18 protein-coding genes are annotated in these 25,110 nt (G+C 31.8%); 4 read left to right on the forward strand and 14 right to left on the reverse strand.

Going from position 1 to position 25,110, the window contains the following annotated elements; genetic code table 11:
* Positions 1–975 precede the first annotated feature (975 nt).
* The 3 genes from OS188_RS13715 to OS188_RS13725 all read left to right on the forward strand — a co-directional run bounded on the left by OS188_RS13715 (position 976) and on the right by OS188_RS13725 (position 2,945).
* Complete coding sequence (locus OS188_RS13715; RefSeq protein WP_323370473.1) at positions 976–1,575, forward strand: superoxide dismutase; 600 nt, start codon at positions 976–978, stop codon at positions 1,573–1,575.
* Positions 1,575–2,039: a tetratricopeptide repeat protein gene (locus tag OS188_RS13720; RefSeq protein WP_267149423.1), complete on the forward strand. Its 465-nt coding sequence runs from the start codon at positions 1,575–1,577 to the stop codon at positions 2,037–2,039. The genes OS188_RS13715 and OS188_RS13720 overlap by 1 nt, the downstream gene beginning before the upstream one ends.
* Before the next feature lie 282 nt (positions 2,040–2,321).
* The gene (locus OS188_RS13725; protein ID WP_267149424.1) at positions 2,322–2,945 is read left to right on the forward strand and encodes a MarC family NAAT transporter; all 624 of its coding nucleotides are present in this window, start codon (positions 2,322–2,324) and stop codon (positions 2,943–2,945) included.
* Between the two features lie 609 nt (positions 2,946–3,554).
* Here the strand turns inward: OS188_RS13725 and OS188_RS13730 are convergent.
* The 6 genes from OS188_RS13730 to OS188_RS13755 form a co-directional block, all read right to left on the reverse strand.
* Positions 3,555–4,193, reverse strand: a complete 639-nt coding sequence (locus OS188_RS13730) for a CPBP family intramembrane glutamic endopeptidase (RefSeq protein ID WP_267149425.1) — start codon at positions 4,191–4,193, stop codon at positions 3,555–3,557.
* 171 nt (positions 4,194–4,364) lie between these two features.
* Positions 4,365–5,000 (reverse strand): SanA/YdcF family protein, encoded by a 636-nt coding sequence (locus OS188_RS13735; RefSeq protein WP_267149426.1) that lies wholly within the window; start codon positions 4,998–5,000, stop codon positions 4,365–4,367.
* An 86-nt stretch (positions 5,001–5,086) separates the two neighbouring features.
* A complete protein-coding gene (locus tag OS188_RS13740) occupies positions 5,087–6,391 on the reverse strand; it encodes an alpha/beta hydrolase-fold protein (protein WP_267149427.1) in 1,305 nt (434 codons plus the stop codon).
* A 25-nt stretch (positions 6,392–6,416) separates the two neighbouring features.
* The gene (locus tag OS188_RS13745; protein WP_267149428.1) at positions 6,417–7,718 is read right to left on the reverse strand and encodes an amidohydrolase family protein; all 1,302 of its coding nucleotides are present in this window, start codon (positions 7,716–7,718) and stop codon (positions 6,417–6,419) included.
* Positions 7,719–7,810: 92 nt separating this feature from the next.
* Positions 7,811–9,556 (reverse strand): amidohydrolase family protein, encoded by a 1,746-nt coding sequence (locus OS188_RS13750; protein WP_267149429.1) that lies wholly within the window; start codon positions 9,554–9,556, stop codon positions 7,811–7,813.
* Between the two features lie 185 nt (positions 9,557–9,741).
* Positions 9,742–10,386 (reverse strand): alpha/beta hydrolase, encoded by a 645-nt coding sequence (locus OS188_RS13755; RefSeq protein ID WP_267149430.1) that lies wholly within the window; start codon positions 10,384–10,386, stop codon positions 9,742–9,744.
* A gap of 443 nt (positions 10,387–10,829) precedes the next feature.
* On the opposite strand from OS188_RS13755, the gene OS188_RS13760 reads away from it, so the two are divergent.
* Positions 10,830–11,975, forward strand: coding sequence for a saccharopine dehydrogenase family protein (locus tag OS188_RS13760; RefSeq protein WP_267149431.1), 1,146 nt, complete (start codon positions 10,830–10,832; stop codon positions 11,973–11,975).
* 221 nt (positions 11,976–12,196) lie between these two features.
* Here OS188_RS13760 and OS188_RS13765 read toward each other — a convergent pair whose 3' ends face one another.
* The 8 genes from OS188_RS13765 to OS188_RS13800 all read right to left on the reverse strand — a co-directional run bounded on the left by OS188_RS13765 (position 12,197) and on the right by OS188_RS13800 (position 25,110).
* Entirely contained in the window at positions 12,197–13,072 is an 876-nt protein-coding gene (locus OS188_RS13765; protein ID WP_267149432.1) for a viperin family antiviral radical SAM protein, read from the reverse strand.
* A 53-nt stretch (positions 13,073–13,125) separates the two neighbouring features.
* Positions 13,126–15,069 carry a hypothetical protein gene (locus OS188_RS13770; protein WP_267149433.1) on the reverse strand — a complete coding sequence of 648 codons (1,944 nt, stop codon included), beginning with the start codon at positions 15,067–15,069 and terminating at the stop codon, positions 13,126–13,128.
* A gap of 85 nt (positions 15,070–15,154) precedes the next feature.
* Positions 15,155–16,528: an McrC family protein gene (locus OS188_RS13775; RefSeq protein ID WP_267149434.1), complete on the reverse strand. Its 1,374-nt coding sequence runs from the start codon at positions 16,526–16,528 to the stop codon at positions 15,155–15,157.
* On the reverse strand, positions 16,521–19,172 hold the full coding sequence (locus OS188_RS13780) for an McrB family protein (RefSeq protein ID WP_267149435.1): 2,652 nt from the start codon (positions 19,170–19,172) through the stop codon (positions 16,521–16,523). Before OS188_RS13780 ends, OS188_RS13775 begins: the two co-directional genes overlap by 8 nt.
* 3 nt (positions 19,173–19,175) lie before the next feature.
* Complete coding sequence (locus tag OS188_RS13785) at positions 19,176–20,180, reverse strand: hypothetical protein (protein WP_267149436.1); 1,005 nt, start codon at positions 20,178–20,180, stop codon at positions 19,176–19,178.
* Positions 20,164–22,194 carry an OLD family protein gene (locus tag OS188_RS13790; protein WP_267149437.1) on the reverse strand — a complete coding sequence of 677 codons (2,031 nt, stop codon included), beginning with the start codon at positions 22,192–22,194 and terminating at the stop codon, positions 20,164–20,166. Before OS188_RS13790 ends, OS188_RS13785 begins: the two co-directional genes overlap by 17 nt.
* Positions 22,191–23,486, reverse strand: a complete 1,296-nt coding sequence (locus OS188_RS13795; RefSeq protein WP_267149438.1) for a restriction endonuclease subunit S — start codon at positions 23,484–23,486, stop codon at positions 22,191–22,193. The genes OS188_RS13790 and OS188_RS13795 overlap by 4 nt, the downstream gene beginning before the upstream one ends.
* Positions 23,479–25,110, reverse strand: a complete 1,632-nt coding sequence (locus OS188_RS13800; RefSeq protein ID WP_267149439.1) for an HsdM family class I SAM-dependent methyltransferase — start codon at positions 25,108–25,110, stop codon at positions 23,479–23,481. Before OS188_RS13800 ends, OS188_RS13795 begins: the two co-directional genes overlap by 8 nt.

Here is a 25,110-nt window from a genome sequence, read left to right on the forward strand (position 1 = left end):
AAAATCCATTGGTTTGCTGGAATTTCAATTGAAAAATCCATCGTTCTGCCTGTTAAAACAGTATTGTTTGGCCCCTTATAAACTATTCTTGTACATGCTTCCGATTTAGGCGTATAGGCGACAATTATTAAAAATAGGACGGCTAAAATACTAATTGATTGTTTCATGATAATTTCTTTTTTTGATTAATAACTCTTCACTTCTGTATGTCTCTCTATTTTGTTTTTTTTGGCATGTCCTGTCCTGAAATAGGACTACAAATTAAAATTTCTACCCACCTGCCAGTCGGGCAGGAAGACCATATTTGGTGTTTTAAAATCTAAAGATAAACGTAATTTTACTTCATTGTATCAATTAATTGCATTTTATACGGCTTATTTTGTGCAGATTACATTATCAAAGGTTTGATCCAGATAATATTCTTCTTTTGGGGTTCGTCTACTCTGCTGCTCATGAAGTCAGTATCATTCTACTTTTTAATCCATCCATTGACAGTTGTTGGTGCTATAGAATAGAGTTTACAAAGTTCGCTTTTGTGTGTTTTCCAGTTGTAAGTTCGGCTTAAATTTCTAATTTGAAAAGTTCGCTATAACGTCTAATTTCTTTGTCATTTTATACATCTTGTTTATAATTATGTAGCCTTTATTCAGGACTGGGCATTGTTTCAATAATAGATTTTAGCAAACACGCACTTTCAATAAACTTCATGCACAATTCTTACTTGTTAATGTGTATTAAAATTTTTCTAGTTAATTTATTTTTTAGTCTTGTCTAAAATATTATTTCTGTAAAGCTAAAAGGGTTGATTGTGAAATATGTTATAGAGCTATTAGAAGAAAACAAAAAGTTCTTGAAAAGAAATGTCACAAAAACAAATCTAATGCAAGACAACATGCAAAAAGCAACAAGAGAATTGAAAAAGATAAGCGAATTAAAAAGAGCTATTAAAATATTAAAAATAAAAAATAGAAAACAATGAAGATTACACAAACACTGCCAGAGTTTCCTTATAACAAAAATGCACTCAATCCAATTATCACAGAGGAAACGTTTGATTACCACTATGGAAAGCACCATGCATCTTACGTAAATAATCTTTCTGGACTAGTAAAAGATACTGAATTAGTTGATTTCAGTATCGAAGAAATTATCCAAAAAGGATATGCTGAAAAAAATGCTGCTTTATTCAATAACGCAGCACAGCATTGGAATCATTCTTTTTTCGGGCACTGCCTTTCTCCAAACGGAGGAAAGGCTCCTAAAGGAAAAATAGCTGAATTAATAGTTCGTGATTTTGGTGATTTCGAGCAATTCAAAGAACAATTTTCATCTACAGCAATAAAGTTATTTGGTGCTGGTTGGGCTTGGTTGGCTCAAGATGAAAAAGGAAAGCTTGAAATCCTTCCAATGAAAGATGCTCATACGCCATTAACAGAGAATAAAAAACCGATTCTCACATTAGATGTATGGGAACATGCTTACTATATAGATTATAGAAATGCAAGACCCAAATTCGTAGAAGGTTTTTGGGACGTCGTAAACTGGGATTTTGCAAACAAAAATTTAAAAATATAATGAGTGATACTTGTATGAATCATATAGAAAAACATTGGCAAGCATTAACTGTCTCAAGTAATGAACTTTTTAATAAAAGAAAGTATAAAAAAGCATTATCTGGATATAAAGATGCTTTGTATAGGTCAGAAGTCTTAAATAACAACGTTTCGGATTGTATCCGTTTAAAAATTCCTTTTGTACAAGTATATATAATTTCTTGTAATAATCTGGCAAATACCTATCAGGAACTAGGCGAAAAAGAACAAGCAGAAAACATGCTTAAAAGAGTGGTATATTATCTGTTACATTTAGCAGCTAATAAAAAGATGAATATGGATGAATTACATTCAGAACTCAAACAAGCTACCTTAGCTTATGTCGACTTTACAGAAAAAAATAATATTCTAAAAAGCAAACAAGAAAAACTCTTTACCGCATTAAAAGAACAACTAGTACAAAATGATTTAATAAAGATTGAATAAATTTATGCTTGGCAATTTATTTTTAGCAAAGACTATACGCTATTATTTTGCTTTAAAATAAAAAAAACAAAGACTTGTTTGTTAACACATACTCCATTAAACCTCAGTTTTTCAATATCTTAAAACGGTTTAGTATTTCAAAAATGCGTATTTGGATTAAGCTCTAAACTACGCATTTTTTATATCCGCCTTTAGGCAACATTCATATAAAATGATTTAACCTAAACTTTATATTTAATTTATATTCTTGTTTAAAATAGAGTCTTTCTTTGTTAAGAAAAAATGGAATTACTTTTAACAACGTTAGCTGCTTTAATCTCAGTAATGAACCCATTAGGTACTGTTCCAGTTTTTGTTGGGTTAACTAAAGAACATATAGTTCGCGATAGAAATAGAACTGCATTTTGGACATCTTTTAATGTCTTTATTATTTTGATTATTTCCTTTTTTTTAGGAAAGTTTATGCTTGTTTTTTTCGGAATTACTTTAAATTCCTTAAAAATCGCTGGAGGATTAATTATTACATTATCTGGATTTTCTTTATTATCAGGTGAATTTGCAAAGCATAAAGGAATGAAAAAAGAAAAGGTGAAGAAAGATATTAAAACTCGTTCAGATATTTCTTTGACTCCATTAGCGCTACCAATGATTGCTGGACCTGGAACAATATCATTATTAATTACTTATAACCAAGAATATCCAGAGATGGAAAATGTTCTTATAATTTTAGGAGCCATAGTTTGTTCTGCCCTTATAATATTTTTCACCTTGAGAAGTTCTTTTCTAATAGTCAAATTATTAGGGGCTTCTGGAATAAATGCTTTATCTAGAATTATAGGTTTCATTGTTATTTCAATAGGTGTTGAATTTATTGTTTCGGCATCTAAAACCATATATAATATCTAGCCCTAAAATACAACTACAAGTTAAAATTGCCCCGATAGCTATCGGGATCAAGCTAATAATTTCCCCCTGCCCCACCGGCAGGTAAATAAGCAAGAACCGGTTTTAATATGAAAAGCGCTTATTTTATAAATACAGTGTTGTACCTAGTTTTTTATTTATAAATCACTTATAATAATATATCAAAAAACTTATTAATATAATTACGAGTAATAATTTTATTATAACCAGTCGTTTTTTATATTTAGAGTTCAGCTTTTTATCGTAAGTAATTCTTTGATCAAATTCCGATAGCATTTTAAAACTAGAGTTAAATAAAGGGAAGTCATATCCTAGTTTTTGCATTTCTATTTTTTTCCAATAAATTAGATATTGAATAGCTAAAACTACTATTATAAAATAGCTTATTATAAAGTCTATCATGAACTATATTTAAATTTAGTTTTTTCTTAAATTAGTTTGTTTTTACAAATCTTTATTTTTGAGACTGTATGCTAAAATAATTACACCCGCTTTGTATATGGTTTATTGTGAAGGTTTTCATAAGCTAGCTCTAAACCAGCTATTAATTATACAGGGTATTACCAAATCGTTTTTTCATTACGCTCTTCACTACCAATTTCCTTTTTCATATAAATCCAAAAATGAAGATGCAGATAGATTAAAAAAGTCAACCAAAAAGTGAGCAAATATAATCCACCTCAAACTATTTGTTTTCTTAAATACAAGCCCCCAAATTATTCCCATAACAAGTGTCGAAACCATAACTGTTAATCCACTATTCAATTCTGAATTTACACCAAAAACAGCGTGACTTAACGCAAATACTAAACTTGTAAATAATATGGCAGTCCATGTCGACCAGTTTTTTGTGTATTCCAAAAGTAGTCCACGCCAATAAAATTCCTCTATCCAAGGATTAATTAGAGCTAATAAAATCCAAGGCAACCAAACTTGCCATATTCCTAATGTTTCGTAATGCATTAAAAATAAAGGAAGTGGAAGTATTCCAATAAATATTGCTAAAATGTTCCAACCGAATGGACCTCTTGGTTTTTGTAGCCATTTTTTTCTTGTTTCCTTTTCGGTATATCTAAGAGTGAAGAACAGAAAAAGACACCAATGAACTAAAATTATTGGAATAAAAGCCCATTTCCCAATAATACTACCAAACAGAAATGCAGTTCCGAAACTAATTCCGATAATCAAAAAAGGTGATGCAAGAACAATGTTTTGTGTTGATAATTTCATTCTGATTAGTTTTTTCAAATATGGGCCAACTATTTTTGTATAAAATTAGTGGCACCTGCCTGTTAGTTGATAGCTGCTTCAATAATAGATTTTAGCCCCCCTGCCCCACCGGCAGGCAAGTAAATAGGCTTGCACTTACAATTAATTTTATTCACTGCCGACATGGCGCTTTTATTTTATTTCAATTTTCTCTCCTAAAAATTTGGGCGCAACGCCAAACATGATATCTAAAAAAGCTTTTGTTCTGGCAAAGTACTCCCGGATTCGAGTTTTTAAACCATATTTCCCACTCAAATCCCTTGCATTAAATCCAATGGCAGAAATTCCATTTTTTTCAGCAAGATAAATGGCACGTTCATTATGGAACTTTTGCGAAATAATAGTTATACTAGTTTGTCCAAAAATTTCTTTAGCTCGCACAACAGAATCTAAGGTCCGAAAACCAGCATAATCAAGAAAAATGCGATTTTCAGGAATGCCATTTTTTACTAACTCATTTTTAAAATCGGTAGGTTCATCATAATGTTCACTTCCATTATCTCCACTGACTAGAACAAAATCAATTTTTCCTTTTTTATAAAGTGCAACAGTTGCATTTATCCGATATGTAAAATATAAATTTATGCTACCATTTTTTAAATGTTTTGAAGTTCCCAGTACCACCCCAACTTTGTTTTTTTTGATTTCAGATGTGCTTGAAAATGTTTTGTTTTTAGCATTTTTTTCTATGGCATAGTTTGCAGTAAAAACTAAAACAATGGGAAGTATAAAAATCAGTATGAATAATAGTATTGTTTTTCTTTTCATTTGGTTTAGTCAAATATATACCACGGTTTTGTGTAAAATTAGTTGAGCCTGCCGGACTTGAACAAGTCCACAATTAAACACGGCCTTTACCAACCGTTCTTTAATTTTTCAGTTTTTATTTCGTCAAAAATCTCACTTTTCCCTTTCCAATTGTTCTCTACTGTTTTTAAAAGCAATTCAGCCATTTCCAAGTGTTCTCTCGATGCTACTTTATCTGTATTAAGTGTTAATTCATACAGCGATAAATAAAATTCATAATAGTGTGGATAATATTCTATTCCCAATTTATAAATTTCAATGGCATAATCCTTATAGTTACTATATGAGTACCTCGAGGCTATTCCGTTTATTTCGGCAATTTCAGGTGGATAAAATGAAGCGCCAATTTTCGATGCTAATATTACTTTTTCTACTTCTTTTTCTGGCGCTTGGGGTGCATCAATTAATTCATACTCATCATTAACTTTTGCAATGGCTGTGTATCTAGTACTAAAGCTCTCAAATACTCTTGTTAAAAGAGTTGGTGTCGATACAATTGGTACTGCGTTGTGCGCAGAATAATCGGCTTCAAAGACGTTTATTGAATTAAAAAAGTCAGGATGTTTTTCCTTTAGTTGATTATATTTTTTTCTGTGATGCGAATCTTTGCTATCGGCAATTCCACCTATACTTATGGAAATCTTATTGGTATCAATCTCAATGTGCTTCTGAAAACTATCGACTAATAACCCCATTTTATCAAGTGGTGTATTTGCTATTACAGAAGAATAATAGTTTGGGTGATTGTAATAGGAATAGAGTGAAAAGGATGCTGAAAAGGAGTGTCCAATAAGGACTTTGAAATCACTTAGCCCATATTTAGATAATTCGTGGTCTAACTCTTTCGTAATAAAAATATCAAGTGGCAATTCGGTTTTCAGGTCTGGAATACGACATTCTTTATTTCGGTTTTTATGTGGAATAACCACAACAATCGCATTGGGAATTTCGTGTGTATATTGTAAATAGTGTATATCAGAAAGTAGTGGGTTAACAAACCATTCGTGTTGCCCATCCAGTAAATAGATTACAGGAAATTTTAAAGAATCCGATTTATAGTTGTAAAGTTCTGGTTTGTGAATATAGACTGTTCTTTCTTCTTTAAATGCTTCTGAGTAGAAAGACAAGGTATCGGTCTCTTGTCCATAGGTTATAGAAGAAATGACACATAATACGAGAACACTTAAAATCTTCATTCGCTTAATTCTATTAATGGTTGGTAGCAGTCTAAGTACATGGTTTGTTTCGGATAAAAATGCAGGATGTTTAGGTTGAGCTTTTACGTCTTTAAAAATATAAAAAACTTTGCATTTGGTACTAATTCCAACATAAAACATATACGCTGTTGCCATCCTTTTTTTTGATTCAGACTAAACCTTAATCACTTGTATTTTCATAAATCTTCCCATCTTTCATTATAAACTCAACGTTTTCTATCGTAGAAATAAAATCATTAATAATATCTCCTTTTACAGCTATAATATCCGCATTAGCTTGAGGATGAATATAGCCAATCTCATTTTCTTTATTTAAATGAAAAGCTGAAATATAGGTGCTGGACTGAAGTATGTCTAAAGGGTTCATTCCTGCTTCAAAATAAGAGCGAAACATATCTGTTGACGATGCTCCCCTCGATACTTGTATATCTGTATAATTATCAGAACCGGCTACAATTGGTACTCCTCTATTAATTGCCCTGTTTAGCCTAGACTTCATTTTGTCCAGATAACTACCAATCCATTCCCTGTCATTCACATTATAACCAGCTAGTTTAACATAAGTATTCATATAATCTCTACTATTTTCTGTGGGCACAAGATAAATGTGTTTCTCTGCCATTTTTATCAATGTGCTATCAGCTAAATTGAACCCATGTTCAATACCGTCAACCCCAGCTTCTACAGCATTCCACGCTGATTGATTTGTAACACAATGAGCTGTTACTTTAAGATGATATGAGTGTGCTGTCTCTACAATAGCTTTTAGTTCATCTGTGGTTAAAAATGTATTATTTGGAAGATTATCAGCACATATTTTAATTAAATCCACATGTTGGTTCACATGTTCACGCACAGCATTCTTGGCGTCTTCAGGACTAGTAATTATTCGATATTCTAAATCTATTATATTCTGATGCTCAGGTAGTACATCGTAAATTTGTCCTCCATGTGCAGCCAAAATAGGTCCAGAAGCAAAAATACGTGGCCCTTCAATCGTTCCTTCGTTAATGGCGTTTCTAAGGGCGACATCTAGATATAAACCTGAGTTTCCTAAATCCTTAATACTCGTTATTCCTTGGGCTAAATAACTTTTAGCTCTTTTAGAACCTCGAAGAACTCGTAAAGCATCGCTTTCCATGGTTAGAGATTGGATACTGTGTGCTGAAAAATCTTCGCTCGCTTCTTGAGAAAAAAGAACATGTGTATGCGCATCTATTAATCCGGGAAGAACAGTATACTCGGTTAAATCAACGACTTGACTGTTTTTAGGTAAAGATTCGAACGCTCCAACAGATCGTATTTTTGTATCTTGAACATGGATAAGCTTATTTTTTAGCAACTTATTTTCTTTACTATCATATAATAAGCCTGCCTTAATATAAATACTATTCTCCTGCCCTATTAACCGCTCTTGCGAGGAAATAAGAATTATAACTAAATAAATAAAGGTTCTAAACATCTGTTTGTATGTTTTTTTAAATACATGCCAACGCTTAACATATATAGGATAACATCCCCCGGGCTGCTATAATTTCAGAAACAAGCTTATAATTAAATTTTCGACAAAAACCGGCCATACTTAATTGATTCCCCATAGGATTCAACAAAGTTCTCATGTTCAAAAATTATTTTCCCACCTACCATTACTTGGCTAACAACTCCTTCATTTCTATTAACCAACCTTTTATAGTTTTCAAACTCTTTAATGACATCTTCTTCTACTTCATTTTTAATACAATCAAATTTCGTCGGGTCTATAATAACTAAATCAGCAATTTTGTTTTTTGCTAAATGCCCACAGTCTATACCAAACCAATCGGCTTGCTCTTTTGTAAGCCGCCAAATGCACTTTTCCATAGTCATCATCGGAGTTCCATTATCAATAGACTCTTGTACATTTTTTATCATTTGTAAAGGAAAATTATAAAATGCCATATTATTGAGGTGTGCTCCTGCATCCGAAAAACTGATTAGGTTATAAGGAAAGTTGTATAAACCTTTATATTTTTCTTTTCTATCATTGGCTACTGTGGTTGTCCACCGTATTTGTTTGTCGTATGTAATTATACTGTCTAGAAAAACATCTACTGGATGCTCGTTCTTTTCTTCAGCTATGTCATAAAAATTTTTCCCTATAAAACTTTTATCCGGACATTCTAATACTATAGATTTACTTAAATCTTTATGCCAAACTTTAGGTGCAAATTTGTTCTTGATTTCCTTTTTAAAATTTGCTCTAAACTGCGCATCGTTTATAAGTTCATTTCTTGTATCTATTTCTTTGGCTAAATGTCTTAGTGCTTCGCCACTGGGGAATTCTTCAAACATAACAGAGTCTACACCATCATAATATACCGTAAAAGGACAAGGTGGAGATTGCATTCTAAAATTTCCTCTGCCAACTATATTTATGAATCTGGTTCCGAACGCAATTAAAGGATAAAGATATCTGTCACCAATCATATCCATCATGGCTATCATAGTCGTTTTTAGTGGCTTCCTAAACCAACCAGTACTTGATAGCATATATTGAAAAGCATTTACTCTGGTTACAAGGTTTGGAGCTCCCTGAAAAACGGCGTCTCTTTTTCTAAGGGTGTCTATTAAGTTTTTTCTTTCAGACCAGGACGAATAAAAAGATGGGGTTTTGTGAGACCAGTACCTATCGCCATCCATTTTATCCCACGGATTATCCATAGTAGACAAACCTAAAAAGCCTTCGTCTAATGCTTCGTTAAGCATCAGATTCATAGTTTCTTTTTCTTGTTTGCTAGCTTTTTCAGAATGAGAAAGTGAGCGATCTATCCCCATCACTTTCATACGCATATCTGAATGACCTACAAACGAAGCCACATTAATACCTAGGGCTAATTGGTTAATGTGCTTTTTCCACGCTCTAGGCGAGTTCCAGGTTTTTACCTTTTGAAGCAAAGGAAGCATCACTTCTCTTGGTATCGCTTCTACTCGTGTAAAAGAGTCTGAAGTGTCTTCCGGTGTGTTGTAAATAGCCGAAACGGAACAACTGCCCAGTATAATAGAGGTAACTCCGTGCCTGGCCGACTCTTTAAGCCCTGGCGATGCCAAGATTTCAGCATCATAATGGGTGTGCGAATCTATAAAGCCCGGCAAAACCCATTTGCCTTTTGCATCAATAATCTGGGTGCTAGCATCTTCTGCTAAATCTATGGACCCAATTTCTATTATTTCACCATGTTCATTTATTAATAAATCTTTCTCACTTGTTTTTTCATTTCTATCTCCAGAAAAAAAGAGACCATTTTTTATAAGTGTATTCATTTTTTTTATTGATTATAACAGGTTTCTGGATGATTTTAATGCCCCTTCAAGCACCTAATTTAGTAAATAAAAACGTAGCACGAAAGTCCCTTTCTCCCAACGGGCAGATGCCAGTCACGACAACTATCAGGATTCATAAGTAAACTAAAACAAGCAATTAATTCTGTACAGGGTTAACATAGTCTTTATTCCACCTCATAATGGCCATGCGCCCATTTTATGGTAGGATCAATCCATTCTTTTAAAGGTTTAAATAAAAACCCGTGTCTCATTCCTGTATATAATTCAATTTCTTTAAAGTGTTTAATGTCGCAGTTCGAGATGTTCCTTCGCTCCAAGGAAGAAACTCCAAATGGGTCGGACTTTTCGTAAATCGTTAAAATATTTCCACAAAAATTGATTTCAGGTATATTTTGAATATCGCTATCTCTAAAACTAGCAATAAATACAAAATTCAAATCTGAATTATTTGCTAAAGTCGAAACGTATTGAGCAATATACCCTCCTTTTGAAGTTCCTACTACTGTTATTTTATTAGCTTCTGTTCCCTGTTGTAACAAACTGTCAATTTGCTGTACAATTCCAATGGCGTATGCGCGTGCATTAACATGTCCACTCCGTTTTTCGCTTCGTACGCGAAGCCCTCCCTTTTTTAATGCAGCAATAATTTCTTGGTATTCAGTTCGCCCAAATTCAGGATGCAAATCATTTAATGCGTGCGCTTCTAAAAATCGGTTGTGAAGGAAGAAAACAATGGGATCATCACTTTGCTTGCTACACCCAAATATAATTGAGCAAAAAAGAAGGCCAATTAATATTCTTGTTTTCATTTAGTGACGGTATTTATCAAATTGCGGACAATCTCATCCCATATAAAAAGTACCAGAGCTTGCAAATTAGTTTTTCGCTTCATAACAGAATTTAAATTTATAAAATATATTCCGAATAAGCGCATATAGGTTGACTACCTGAGTATTTCTTTTATTTAATATAAGCTTTTTAAAATCACCGTTTAGCGCACTCTAAACCGTTTTCCTAGCTTAGTTGCTTTACCTTCTCTCCATTCCCATATACCCCGAAGAGAGCACAGAAAACCTAAACGGATGGCTTATAGCGTCAAGACCTATCATCGAATGCCATCAGTCCTACCTCAACCATTTCGTCTTAACTAGGCGCTTTTGCTAAATCACGCCCTTCCCTCGGAATTCTTAACTAGAGTCCTATTTTTTTCACCGAATTCTTCTTAACTTGTTTTAATCTTTAAACAATTACTATGAAAAATCCCTATCACATCATTATTGCTGGTGCAGGTGGTATTGCAGAAGCTGTAGGTCTTATTTTGGCAGAGTGGAGTGCCGTAACACCTACCATATATATTGGCGACCAAGATCTAACTAAAGCCCAAAGTGTGGCAGATTGGATTAAAAACGGTTCCACCAAGCCCTGCCAGGTGCATGCCTTCTTCCTGGATGCCAAGACCATTAATAGCAACATGCACAGCGTTTTTGAAAAAGGCGATGCCCTACTCGATTGCTTACCGGGTAGCCTGGCTCCAAATATGGCGCAAATGGCCAAGGACCATCAATTGTATTATGCCAACCTTACGGAGTATGTGGCTGAAACCAATCAGATTATCAACCTGGCTAAAGACGCCCAAACCGGATTCGTACTACAAACGGGCTTAGCTCCTGGTTATATAGATGTTCTGGCAAACTATATGTTTCAAAATTTTTGTAAGCAATATGAAGTCGAACAAGTGGACACCCTGGAATTAAAAGTGGGCGCCCTCACCAATCACGCCATCCCACCACATTATTATGGTTTTACCTGGAGTCCTGTGGGCGTGGCTACTGAGTATTTAAAAGACTGCATCGTCATCCGCGATTATAAAAAAACCACCCTCCCGGCACTTTCCGAAAGAAGACAACTTATTATCGATGGCATTCCTTACGAAGAGGACCTCACTTCGGGTGGGGCTGCCGATTTACCCGATGCCCTTAGTGGCAAAGTAAAACGTCTGGATTATAAAACCCTAAGACATCCTGGACATTACGGGTGGGTAGAGAACCAATTAAAAAGTTTAAAACAGAGCGAAACCCTTATTTCAGACTTGCAACAAATCATGCAAACAGAAATCCCACATATCCAAGACGATCAAATTGTTATCTATGCGGCTGTGGAAGGGAAAGATGCCTCGGGCACCTTACGCAGACAGGAAATTGCCAAACGCATACACCCGCAACAGGTAGGAAAACACACCCTAAGAGCCATCCAAACCAGTACGGCCACCCCCTTAATCCAGGCAATTAGCTGGTTACTGGAAACTAAAACCAAAGGCATCGTCCTTCAAAGTCAATTGGATGCAGCTGCTTTTTTAAAAGGCGACTTTATAAAACGGGTTTATGGGGAGGTGGAGTGATGGTTGTAGAGCTAAACATAATGCATTAAAAAGTGACACCAAATGTAATTCATGAATTGGTTTTAATTTTTTGAATCCCAAACTTTGGAAACTGATTATAATCTAGGAGGCTAATTGTTTTTTACATAGCACCTCCTATTAACTATTAGGAGGCGCAGTATTTGAACAGTATGTGTTTTTTGGGCTATTAAATGAATTAGATTATCATATTCAATTCTATATTAATGCGTTTCAACGACCCAATCATAAACCCCTCCTCTATTTAAAAACTTTTCCAGATTATAATTCATAGTCTGTAAAGCATGGTTAACGCCTACTTCCAAGATAGGTTTACTGTAATTATGTTTGCCTTGTGCATTATCAAAAAAACGTCCTGCAGGATCTATCATCACATAACTGCCTTTAATTTCATCATTTGATTCTGGCACAATAGATCTAACATCTTTATGTGTGTTTAAAAAATAATTATACTCTTTATCAGTAATTTTAAAGGCATCTATTTTAATATCATTTTGCCCCACTATCGGTAATACCTGTAGTACTTTCCAACGTTGTGGATTAGCGTATTCTATAAATTCCGTTAAGTTGTCTTTATAATTTATTTTATTGACTACAGTATTAATCTTTAAGCCATATCCATACTTTCTAATAGTATCCACTAAATCATAATAAAACGCTTTGCTTAGGGGTCTTTTCCCTGTTATGGCTCTACCAATCCTAATATTATTTTCTTCTTCTAAGCTGTCTACACTCACAGCAATCCAATCTAAATAGGGTTTGTTCTCTTTTAAAAACTCCTCTGTTAATTTACTGCCATTAGTAACAATCATGGTTGTCATTCCCGATTGCTTTGCAGTTTTAATTAGTTTTGGCAACCACTTGCAAAGTAAAGGTTCTCCTCCTGCAAAGGTTATTTTTTCAAATCCAGCTTCTGCAATTTTCGTGACTACTTCTAACGCTTCTTTCGCAGGCAAATGCCCTTTAGGTAAAATAGTTTGTTTTACATCTTGAAACGTTGCAAAGCAAAAGTTACAACGCATGTTGCATGGTTCCCATAAATGGAAATTGATGCTTGGGATAAATTCATTAGTTTTCATAAAAGATAGTTTAAAATTAAGCTTACTTAAAGCTTCTATCTCTTAGCTAACTTTTAATTTAAAATATGTTCCTTTCCAATCTTATATGGTGTATCAGACTCTATCATTTCAATAAAATCATTAAGATTATTAAATCGCAATCCATCTGAATCTAATAATCTCTTTACATGAATTAAATCTTGATAACTTACACGATAAACTTCTTTTTCCCAAGTACTTACTTTTTCAAATGCTGTTGTTACATACCACAAGTGGATGTTTTTGCTGCTCGTATACTCAGCTTTTGCTTCAAGAAGTTGTTTTATAGCCTTTCTATCTTGAGCCAATTGATTATGCAGTTCAAGCATATTTGTTTTTTGCGTTGTTCTTTTAAGCTGCATAAATATAATATTATCTTCATCCTCCATCATTACATCTACATCTCCATACTCTTGATTATTTGTAATTACAGATGTCTTCCATCCCGCATTTTCATATGTGTGTTTTAATAAACTCTCTATTCTTTCGCCCCCACGTGGACTAAAGTTTTTTAGGATAGACTCAGAAATCGTGTAAACCCCAGTAAATCCAGTAAGAACACTAATTGGTGAAATTATGTGCTTACCAATTTGAAGAAATGGTTTTTTCCATAAACTAAGAGGTAGTTTGAAAGGATCGAATGTTTTCTTCTTCCAGCTGAAAGAGAACGCATTAATAAATTGATCAAACTCTTCTGTGGTACAATTTAATCCTGAAGCTTTTGCTGCATTTTTTAATATACTATTATCACTTATTAGTATAAATTCTGAAACTTCATTTTTATAAATTAATTCTGCCATCCCTTTAGCATATTCATTTTTTCTAATTCGAGCTATTTCATGCAAGGGCTTTTCAGAAGTTTCAAACTTACGCCATGCTATTCCATGCAGAAATGAAATCATAAAATCAAGATTTGGTAATTTTTTATTCTTTAAATCTTCATCACATATTCCTAAATCGGTTACTGTTAGCTTAACCCCTAACTGTCTTATATTACCTAATTGGTTATTTGGATCCTTATTATTGTTTATATATTTGATTTTATTCTTTGCTTTCAATTCGCTAAATAATTGTTCACTAATCGCATAGTAGTGTTGCTCGTTAACAGTATATCTAAGCTCATCAGTATTCCATTGCTTATTAAATGCTTCGCTTCCATTAAAACGTAAAATATCGTTATTATCAATAACAATAGTGAGACCAGGCTCATAAGCATACCTTTGCGTTTTTTCCTTTAATAATACATAATCAAAAACATTACTAAAAACAGCTTCACATTTAAAATCAATTGCACCATTACAATACGCTTTGACAAGATCATTTTCATCTACTTCAAGATTAGATAAAATAAAATTATTTTGAATATATGCTATAAGTAAACTCAACGCCTCAACAGCATAATGCCATCGTAATTTATCGGCTGGGTTTTTATAAATAAAAGCCTCAAAAGTAGCACATAATGCCATAAGAAATTCATGAGGTTGCAACTCGATTTCATCAATTAACTCTGTAACTTCCTTCCATTTTGTATTTAACAACTTATTGAATCTGTTCCAGATTATAAGTTCGTTTTCAATAGAAAGTGGCAGATGATGTTCTTGTAATTGTTTTATTCGCTTATCATTTAAAAAGATTAACCTGTTTTTATAACCTTCAATGAAAAGACATGGATTATTATGTGCAACGTACAATTCAAACTCAAGTAATATTTCTTTTTGAGTATTTAAATAATATTCCCATAACAAATTAGCTTCTTTATGATTAAGCCATTCAGTAGATTGAGAAATTAAGAATGAATTGTAAAAAAAGGAGTCATTAAAAAGAGAGATACCTTTACTTTGTTTTCTTTTTCCTTTTACATCTGTGTACCATGACACAAAATCTGTAAAAGGTAAATTCCATGCACATTTATAAGCCTCTATAAGTTTGTCATCTCTATACAGGTTATGCGCTTCATTTTTGTAGTCTGCAATATTCATAATAAACAAGTTTAAATTTAACTATAAGTAATAGTTCTTGTTTATCTGAATTGTAAAAATAGATCGTATGTTTCTTTCTTCCAAATTATTTATTAAAATTATCAATTAATAATAAATCAGTTAATCTCGATTTTAACCTTTCTTTTAAACTCTCAAAATCTAAGAGTATCGTTTTTGCACTCTTATATCCTTCCTCAAACAACTCAAAATTTATTATTGGTAACTGTGCAGTTTTAATATAAACTCTTTCATCTTCAGCTAATTCATCAACAATTGTCAGTTCTGAATCATTTGGCATTTCCACATTAATTGTATTAGGATAAAACAAAACAATTTCATTAACTTTAAAACGCACAGCATACGCTAACATTTGATACAAATCAGACTGTGAGATTCCATTTTTTGAATCCGTTACATCCTCATAAATAATTTTATACTTGGTATCTGCAATTATTTTTCTGTTATCAAATTCTAATAACAAATCTGGTTTTAATTGAAATTTATTGCCTTCTGCTAGATATTTTGAAGTGTCCTGAGCTTTTGTTTTAATACTTTCTATTTCTTTATCTATAAAACCAAAAATAAAATCCTCGAATACATACTCCATTGGTAAAAGAAATGCGAATAATTTTAAGGAGTTTTTATAATTAAAAGACACACTGTTATTCAAGAACAAAACACAATAATCTCTAATGGTTTCAAAATCAGAAAACATAGGATTAAACGTCATACGCTGCATTTTATCAGCTGAAACATTGATGTCTTTTACCTCATCGAGAATAAACAAAATATCTGCTAAAAATCGTTTGCTTTGATCTTCTTTGGTTATTGACAACAGCAACTTAGAAACATACTTCACGCATCTGTTAAAGTCGTTGTCCATTTCAAAAGCATCAAACTGACAACTAATTTTGTGATTTCTACCTCTAGATAGGTTGTTGTTTATGTAGGCATTAAAATCTATGCGTCCCTTTACAAAAGATAACTCCTTATTGACTTCTGTATATTTTTGATAAATGGAAGAGTTTAACAACTCTCGCGTGTTTTTACTAAACAAATAAATTAAGATTTCAAAAAAATCTGCTTTTTCACTGTTTAATCCAGAGAGATAATTAGGGAATTTTAATTTCCTGCAATAACTCAACCACCACAATATGTGTTTGTTTATGGCAATGACTTCGTGTTCTAAAGGTTCCTCTCCTCTATAAAAAATCTTTGGTAGTAAGTTTATGGTCTCGCCTTCAAAATGAATAACGCCAACATATTTATTAGATTTTAATGTTTTTGTTTTATGTAAAAACTGAATAAAACGTTGTTGTTCTACTCTATTATCTTCTTCATTATTATAAAAACTAGACTTTTCTCTTTTTACCCAAATATCATCTAAGAAAACCTCCAAATTATCAAAATGATGTTCTGGAAACTCCTTTTTATTTTGGTATTCAAACAGATTAATCATTAGTTAAATATTGCATTGGCCAACCATCAACAAATATATTTGCTGCACTTAGTATTTTTTTAACTTCTTCAAAATCATTCATAAAGTACTCTAGTAATAAAGGAATAACCTTATTATCAATAGTGTTTTTTAAATCATAATCTTCTCCCATAAAATATGAATGTCCAATTGTAAAATCATGTCCTTTTCTAGAAATAATCTCCTTATTAATGGCTTCTAAAATGTTTGCATCATTTATAACTTTATCTGCTGTAGAATTGTAATCTGGATACATGGGTACAAATTCAAAACGTCTACGTAGTGCAATGTCTAATAACGCTATAGATTTATCTGCTGTATTCATAGTACCAATAAGATATAGATTAGAAGGTACAATAAACGACTCTCCGGAAGGCAGCGTTGCAGTTAGAGGTATTTTACCATGTGAACGTTTATCCTTTTCAATTAATGTAATAAGCTCTCCAAAAACTCTTGAAATATTAGCTCTGTTAATTTCGTCAATAATGATAACGTAATTTTGTTTTTCAACCTGCTCTACATTTCTTTTTCCTAGTTCTATAAGCTGCTTTAAGATTGGATTATAATAAGGCTGTAAGCCTCCTAGAATTATATCATTTTCACCTTTATCATACATCTTTTTTAAAGTAGCAATACTAAGTGTATGTTTAGAATCTCCTTGATTTTTTCTGAATTCAATAGATTTTTCTCCAACTTCTGTAACATAAAAAGAAGTTTGCTTCATCTTAATTTCTACTTCACCAACATCTCCTTCATTAAGAGGTTTTATAAGTTCACCAAAAACGTCTATGAATTCTTTTTTAGCAGAATCTGGATTTTCAGCATCCCGTAAGTTTTTTAATGCTTTATCTGCAATTTTTTTAAAAACACCATCACTTGTAAAAAACGATAATTCGCCACTTAATTCTGTGTCTGGTCTCAAGCCTTGTATAAAATCTTCATAGCTGTAATTTTGATGAAAAGTTATAAACTCTATTCTATCTCCTAGATGATTATTAAAAACCATCTGCGCATCATTATAACTTATGTTTTCATCCTGAGTAATTATTTTAGCTGCTTCTAAAATGGTATTATAAGTTTTTCCTGTTCCTGGAGGACCATAAAAGATTTGGTTTAGTGGAGCTTTATATTCTGTCATATTATTAATATTAACTCCATCCTTTTTATTAAAATATTCTTTTAAAAATTTCTGATAATTCCTTTTACCTATAATAGCTGCAAGTTTCCCTGAGTCGGATGCACCATGATTTTTTAGAAATTTAGGCTTATCATTATTGATTGTCTCTTCTATAAAATCAATCATTTCTCTATAAGTAGTGTAGTTTACTAAAAAAATGTTTTTTGAAAAATTTTCTAACGATTTTGTTAAATAATCTCTGATTTTATCTGGTTCATTATTAAAGTAGCTAGATCTAGGATTGTCAATATACCAATTAATAAATTCTTCTTTCACATCTTCCATAATATCATTATTAGTTTCTAAATATTCTAAAAAAGAGTCATTAAAATCATCATATAATGACTTAAACTGATCAATTAATGCAGATTTCAATTCCTCATATTCCTCTTGCTTTAGACTATAGGATATTTTTGTCTTAGGCACCAGTTTAAAATGTTCTCCCTTATCTATATCTTTATTACCAATTCCTGTGTGCCATTTCGATAACTTAAGACCATTTTTTGAGTTAGGAAACTCATTAATGAAAGATTGAATTAATCTTTTTTGCTCAAGATCACCTTCTGGGTGGACTTCAAAACATATTTTATTTGAATATCTATACAGTTCATAATGTAACTCACTCGTTGAAACGCGAGATGTATCTGGGATTATTGAAACTTGTCTGTAACTTTCTGAATCATTTTCTAACCACTTATGATGTATTAAAGGATGTTCTTCACTTTCCAGTTCTTCTTTTATATCGTAAAATAAACGGTCTAAGAATTTTTTGTTATCTATACTTGCCGGCAGTGAAACTAGCATGTTATAAACTATGTCCTGAAAAATGAGTTTTTCTGAATTAAAACCAAATGTTTCAGGTATATAATTATTACATAATTGCAATAACTCTTCGTCTTTTTGTATATAAGAAACAAATTGATCTCCAAGTTCAACAAAATGATCATATTTTTCTCCAGCCGTATTAACTTTATTTATTTCAAAATATGAACAAAGCTCATCGTAAACATTGGCTTTATATAAATAAAATTTTTCTGGATTATTTAGTACACAAATAAAAGAGATTGCTCTTTCGTCTAGTTGATGGGATAAATTATCTCTATTTAAAGCTTGTTTTAAATCCAATAAATACTCATCTGCAAACTGTCTAGACGTTTTATATATAGCATTAAAACTTGAGTTCTTATTTAAAAGCACTGAGAATAACCTTTTTAACTTATCAGGAAATTGTTTTCCCAATTTATCTAAAAAACCATAAGAATTTTGAAACATTAAATTTTCTTTTTTTCTAAAAGCCTCTTTAAACATCTCGTAAAAATCTGGTGCATCAAAATCCCAATGCTCTTGAAAATGGACTATAGCATTCCATTTATAAACTTCATCTTGATTTCCTTTTTTTAAGATATAGTTTTTGTAGTCTACTACTAGTTGCTTTAATTGTTCCTCCATGTTTTATTTTATTAACTTTAATTGCCTAGCAATATCTTGCGTGTACTTTGCCATAGGTCTTTTAAAGGTTTCTTCTGGCTTAGTATAGTTACCTATTATGGCTCTATCAATATATGTCTTATCTGGAAAAAGAGAATTAAACATTCTATACATTGTCTCTCTATAAATCTTAGGGTTTACTTTTGCCTTCCATACAATTTCTTCTCCAAAATCTTTTTGTTTGTCGTAAATAGCTTGAACTTGAAAAAGATTGTTATGATTTATAAGTACCTTTTTATCTTTGTAAAAAACTGGTTTTAATTCTATTTGCAGTTCTTCTCTATCAAGGTTCATCCAATAATTCAAAATTGATTTATCATCAATTTTAAATTTAAAGATGTCCAGTTGGTTACTATAAGTATAAAGCTCAAATAATGCATCCTTGTCTGATTTCGCTTTATTACAATTTCCACAAGTTGGATATAAATTAAAAAATGATGTAGCTAAAAATGGGTATTTAGATTTAGAATGAAAATGATCTAATTCCAATTTAGCCTGCGTATCGATTACTCTTCGCTTTTTTTTATCAAAATAAAGTTTTTCTATTACTAAGGTATTTTGTGAATTACAATAAACACATGTCCTAATCTCAGTTCTTTTTAAATATTCCAAAAACTCTTTATCCCTTAAAGCATCATACCTTAAAACTTTCACGATTTCTTTATAAAAATATCTTTTACTATTAGGATATTTAGAAGAAACAATAGTAGGTGAAAGGATTTTATTAAAATCTTTAATCAAAGATTTCATTGTAGATGGATCAGCGTTTAATATTTCAGAATAACGTGAAATAATAAGATCTACATATTTCCTATGTTTTTTTAAGCGATTCCCTTTTAGTTTAGATTTTAAATCTTTTAGTCCTTTTAGAGGTAACTCAAATCTAGCATCCCTTTTCTTAAACAGATCCTTATTAAAATCTTCAACTTCTTTCTTAAATTGCTTTGTAATCTTAATCTTCCTCATCATTCAATTCTTTTAATCGTGCGTCGATTTCATCTCTTTTATCCAGAAGTGCCTGTTTATCATTTAATAAATACTTTTCATCAAATAGATTAGTTAATCGCTCTTTTATAAAAGGTTCATCAACAGTATTAATAAATTTCTGAATAGTTTTTTTGTTCCAATCAAATGATATAGCAGAATTTGTATCGCCTAATTCTTCATTTGTAAGATGGTTTATTAAACTCTTTATCATTCCCTCAGCGAACTCTCCCATAAAGCCATTTTCCAAGAAAAAACTATTGGCTAAAAGATCGTGAACATTTGCTCCAAAAGATTGTACTTTATTATGATTGACAAATGTATTACCCTCTTCGTCTTTGTCTAAATAAATAACATTACTTTGAGGAATATCTGACAAGGTTAATGGGTCGTGTGTTGTAAAAATAACCTGCAACGATGGTGACCCTAACAAATCACTAAAAAAGTATGGAATTGTAGATATGATTGATTTCACAAATTTTCTTTTCCATGAAGGATGAAAAGCTAAATCAGCCTCATCTAGTAAAATAATATAATGATTCTTTTTTGATAAAAATTTTGAACTTTCAACGAGATTATTATTAATAAAATCATAAAACCTTGAAAATAAATTTAACATAGCATTTTCACCAGAACTTAACTTTTTTGAAGTTGGAATATAATTAATAAACCCTTCTATTCTATTCGATTTATCAAACAACTCTTCTTCTTTATTTTTAGATTTTATTTTGGGATAATAATTAAATAGATTTAATAAAAAATTACGATGTAAATTTAATATGTTTACTACTTTAGAGGGTGCAATTTGAATATTGTCATTTTGCACTAATTTTTCAGTTTCTATTTCATCAATATCTTTGTATAACGCATTTAACAAAGAACTAATTGACTTAAAATCAAATGCATTCCATGAAGATTTCCCATATTTAATAATACAATGCTCAATAAAAAATAAAAATGAATTGAAAACATCAGATTCTTCTATCTTTTTATCTAAGCCCTCAATACTAATCTTACCTTCAGATAGATAAGAATTATTCTTTTCCATCTGTCTTTCTAATACACTAATTATATCTCTTATTAAATAACGCTTTACTAGATACTTATTAATTTCAATTTGATTTGTAACATTGTGTTCTTTATCAAAAAGTCTAATTTCATGCCATTTATTTAATTCGTCTTCTAATTTCTCTTTAATTGCTTTTAGTGGCCATCTAAATGCATTTGGTGTATTCCACGGATCTTTCTTAACATGCCCTCTAAAAAACAGTTTAGCTTCACCATGCTCTGGTAATTCAAAAATATTTTTGAATATTTGGTTTTCTCTAACCAAACTAGAGGACAAGAACATTAGTTGTCTTATAGAATTTTTAAAAATCAATTCTTGTGATGGTGAATAGCTCCATCCATTTGCGTTTGCATCTTTGTTTTCTAAATCTTCTAAATCCTGTTCTAAAATTTTATCAAAAGAGATATCATAAATATCTATTTCATCAAAATTTAAATTGTATTTATAATCAAAATGAGGTGAATAATATATCGACTGCACATCATTTTTATTAATTCTATCTAATTCTTTAGTAAGAACATGATAATTCCCTAATTTTTCTAATTCATATATATTGAATCTATATTCTACATTTTCAAAATCACTATGCAAAACAAAAGGCAAATCCACACCATTTTTTTCAAATATTGCAACTGTCCAAGAATATGGCAATCCGTATTGGTTTCTTATAAAAAAACTACGAACAACATCTAAAATACTGGATTTTCCAGTTCCATTTTTACCTACAACTGATGAAATTGATTCTATTCGAGATTTTAAGTTTGTTTGATCAAAAAAACCACTTATATAATTTTCGTTTTTGCTTCTTTGAACATAAACTTTTTTTCCTACAGAACTAAAATCATAATTATATTCACCACCAAAATTTAAGGTAACTGGATCATTAAATAAAAATTCATGTTCTTTTATAAAAATAGCAACTAACCTCATCCCTTCCCATATTTACCATTCTCCTCCGCAACCATACCCAACTTGTCATCCTGAGCTTGTCGAAGGACATTCTCAACCTCTCCCACCGTAACCTGCCCATTCATAAGCATAGGTAACAACCAATCACGTAACTCGGCGAGTTTTTGGTTTTGTTTTGAGTTAACAATTATCTGATTATGAAATGGGTCCACTATTTTTTTAAACTTTTTTAATACGGCTTTATCTGGAATACAAAGTTCTAAACCAAAAAGGTCATCTTTATTAATTGAACCGAAAGTAGTACCCGAAGTATTTCTACGGTCAAAAACTTGTTTAAAATATTCCATCTGACTCCATAGAAAAGATATTGAACCTTCCTTTTCTCTCAAAGCAGCTAATCCACGTCCAATACAACAACTTTCCATTGCTTGATTTAGTGTTCCGACTGGAGCTCTCACAGATAATAGTATATCACCCTCTTCTGCTATTCTGGATGGTTCGGTGGTATATTTTCTAACCGTTGGAAACCTTAACCCAAAATCAGTAGAGCCTTGATAAAATACAGTTCCAATTCCTTCTTCATTATAAGAGCTTCCAGATGGCGATTGTCCCATTGTTATATTTGCAATATCGGATAATACTCCATCTTCCCAACCCTCTGGAATCCCACGTTTCAACTCCTCATTATATAACATCTTACCTCCAGACGATTTATAAGGTTTGCCATTAGCATCTGGAAAATCGAACTGTACAAACCAATAATCGTAAAGCGTTTTTGCCATTGCTTCCAGCTCTTGGTTGATGTTGTTGTTGACTTCTATTTTGGCGTCTAAATCGGAAAGGACTTTGGCGATTTGTTTTTGTTCAATTATTGAAGGAATAGGTAGCTCAAAGTTTTTTAAAGTATTTTCATTAACTCTTTGTCTTCCAGAAGTTCCTTCCATGCAACTTATAGCTCTATATCTAAAAGTCGGACTTATAGCCAAATAGTAAATAAATTCTCTGTTTATGAAATTTGTTTCTCTTAAAACAATAAATTCAGAAGATCCAAAGGCTACTTCATTATCTTCTAAAATATCAACATAAGCGGTCTTTCCATTCTCTAAACAAGGCGTAATTTTTGCTAAAAGTGTATCATTATTTCTAAATTTTGGCCCGCTTTTAAATTCAGCTAACTCAAAACCATTTATTTTTCTTTGAAATTCAGTTAAACTACCCATCGGAATTTTTTTTGCAATACTTCCTTTGGGTATTCTTTCTGGCGGATTAAATTTAATTACTTTGCCAATTGGCATCATTTTCCACTTATTCATATTTCAAACTCTTCAAATTGTTTTGAATCTCTTTTTCTAAAGTTTTACTCTCCCCAAAAAGTGCTTCTAAATTAGTTTCAAAATTTTCCATTTTTGTAGCAAACTCTTCTGCAGTAATATCTATATACTCAATTTTTACTTCAAAATATTGTCCTGCACTTAAGCTGTAGTTTTTGGCTATTAAATCGTCATAAGAAACCACTACCGAAAAATCGTCTTTAACTTCTTTGTTTGTAAAGGTGTTGATGATTTGAGTTTCTTCAGTATCAGACAATAACGTCTTTTGGTTTTTATCTTCTTTAACCGTAGTTCCCAAATTAGAAGCATCTATCAAAACCACCTCTCCTTTATTAGCAGCATCTAAAAACACAATAGACACGTTTGTGCCAGTTGTTGCAAAAATATTAGAAGGCATACTTACTACTCCTGCTAACATTTTACTATCTACTATTTTTTGGCGTATCTTTTTCTCAATACCAGATTGGGCAGTTATAAAACCTGTTGGTACTACAATTGCTGCTTTTCCACTTCCTTCTTTTAGTGAGTAAATAATGTGTTGTAAAAACAAGGTGTAAATGGCCATTTTGTCTTTTGATTTTTTTGGCACATTTGGTATGCCCGCAAAAAAACGGGCTTTATTTTCTTTTTTGTTTAGGGTATCTACATCGTCACTAAAATCGAGCTTAAATGGTGGATTACTTACTATATAATCAAACTGTCTTAATTTGTTATCCTTTTTATGGTAAGGATCTGTCATGGTATTGCCTTGTATCACGTTTTCAATACTATGCACCAAGTTGTTTAATACTAAGTTTAAACGCAAGAGATTAGATGATTTTTGTGAAATATCTTGTGAATAGACTGTGCATTTTTCAGGACCAATAGCGTGTGCTAAATTCATTAACAAGGTTCCAGATCCTGCACTTGGGTCGTAAATGGTAACATTACTGGTTGGTTCTGGCACTAAAATGTTAGCTATAATTTTAGAGACAGCGTGTGGTGTGTAATACTCTGCGTATTTTCCACCAGCATCACTATTGTAGTCTTTAATTAAGTATTCAAAAATGGTAGAGAAAAAGTCAAAACCTTCTCCCATAATATTTTCAAAATTAAAAATGACCAGCTTATTAAATAAAGCAACTGCAAAACCGTCACGTTTACTACTTACATATTCCGTTAAACGATCAAAGAGTTTTATTTTTTGTCCATCTTCAGTCTTTACAGCAAATAAATCGTTATTGAGTACCGCAATATCAATTAAAGTATCATCTACCATTTTGGCAAAATCGGGTTCGTTTTGTCTGTCAAACAAATACCCAATTAAATGATGTGGTTTTAAAAAAGCTGTAGCTTCACCCAGTTGAAATTGCAACATATTATAGTCACTCTCTTTCATTTTGGCAAGTTCTGCTTCCCATTCATCACTTTTTGCTAATTCTGGTTTTAGCTTTTTTACTTCATAAGCAAACTTGTCGTTTAAAAACTTAAATAAAAAGATTTGGCTTATAATTTTAAATTCGTTCCCATCATTTCCTAATCCATAACTTGCACATACAGCTTTAAGCTCGTCTATAAGTGTTTTTGTTTTGGTAACAAAGGGTTGGTTATTTATGTCTTTTGTCAT

Source organism: Xanthomarina sp. F1114, from assembly GCF_026410255.1.
Taxonomy (GTDB): domain Bacteria; phylum Bacteroidota; class Bacteroidia; order Flavobacteriales; family Flavobacteriaceae; genus Xanthomarina.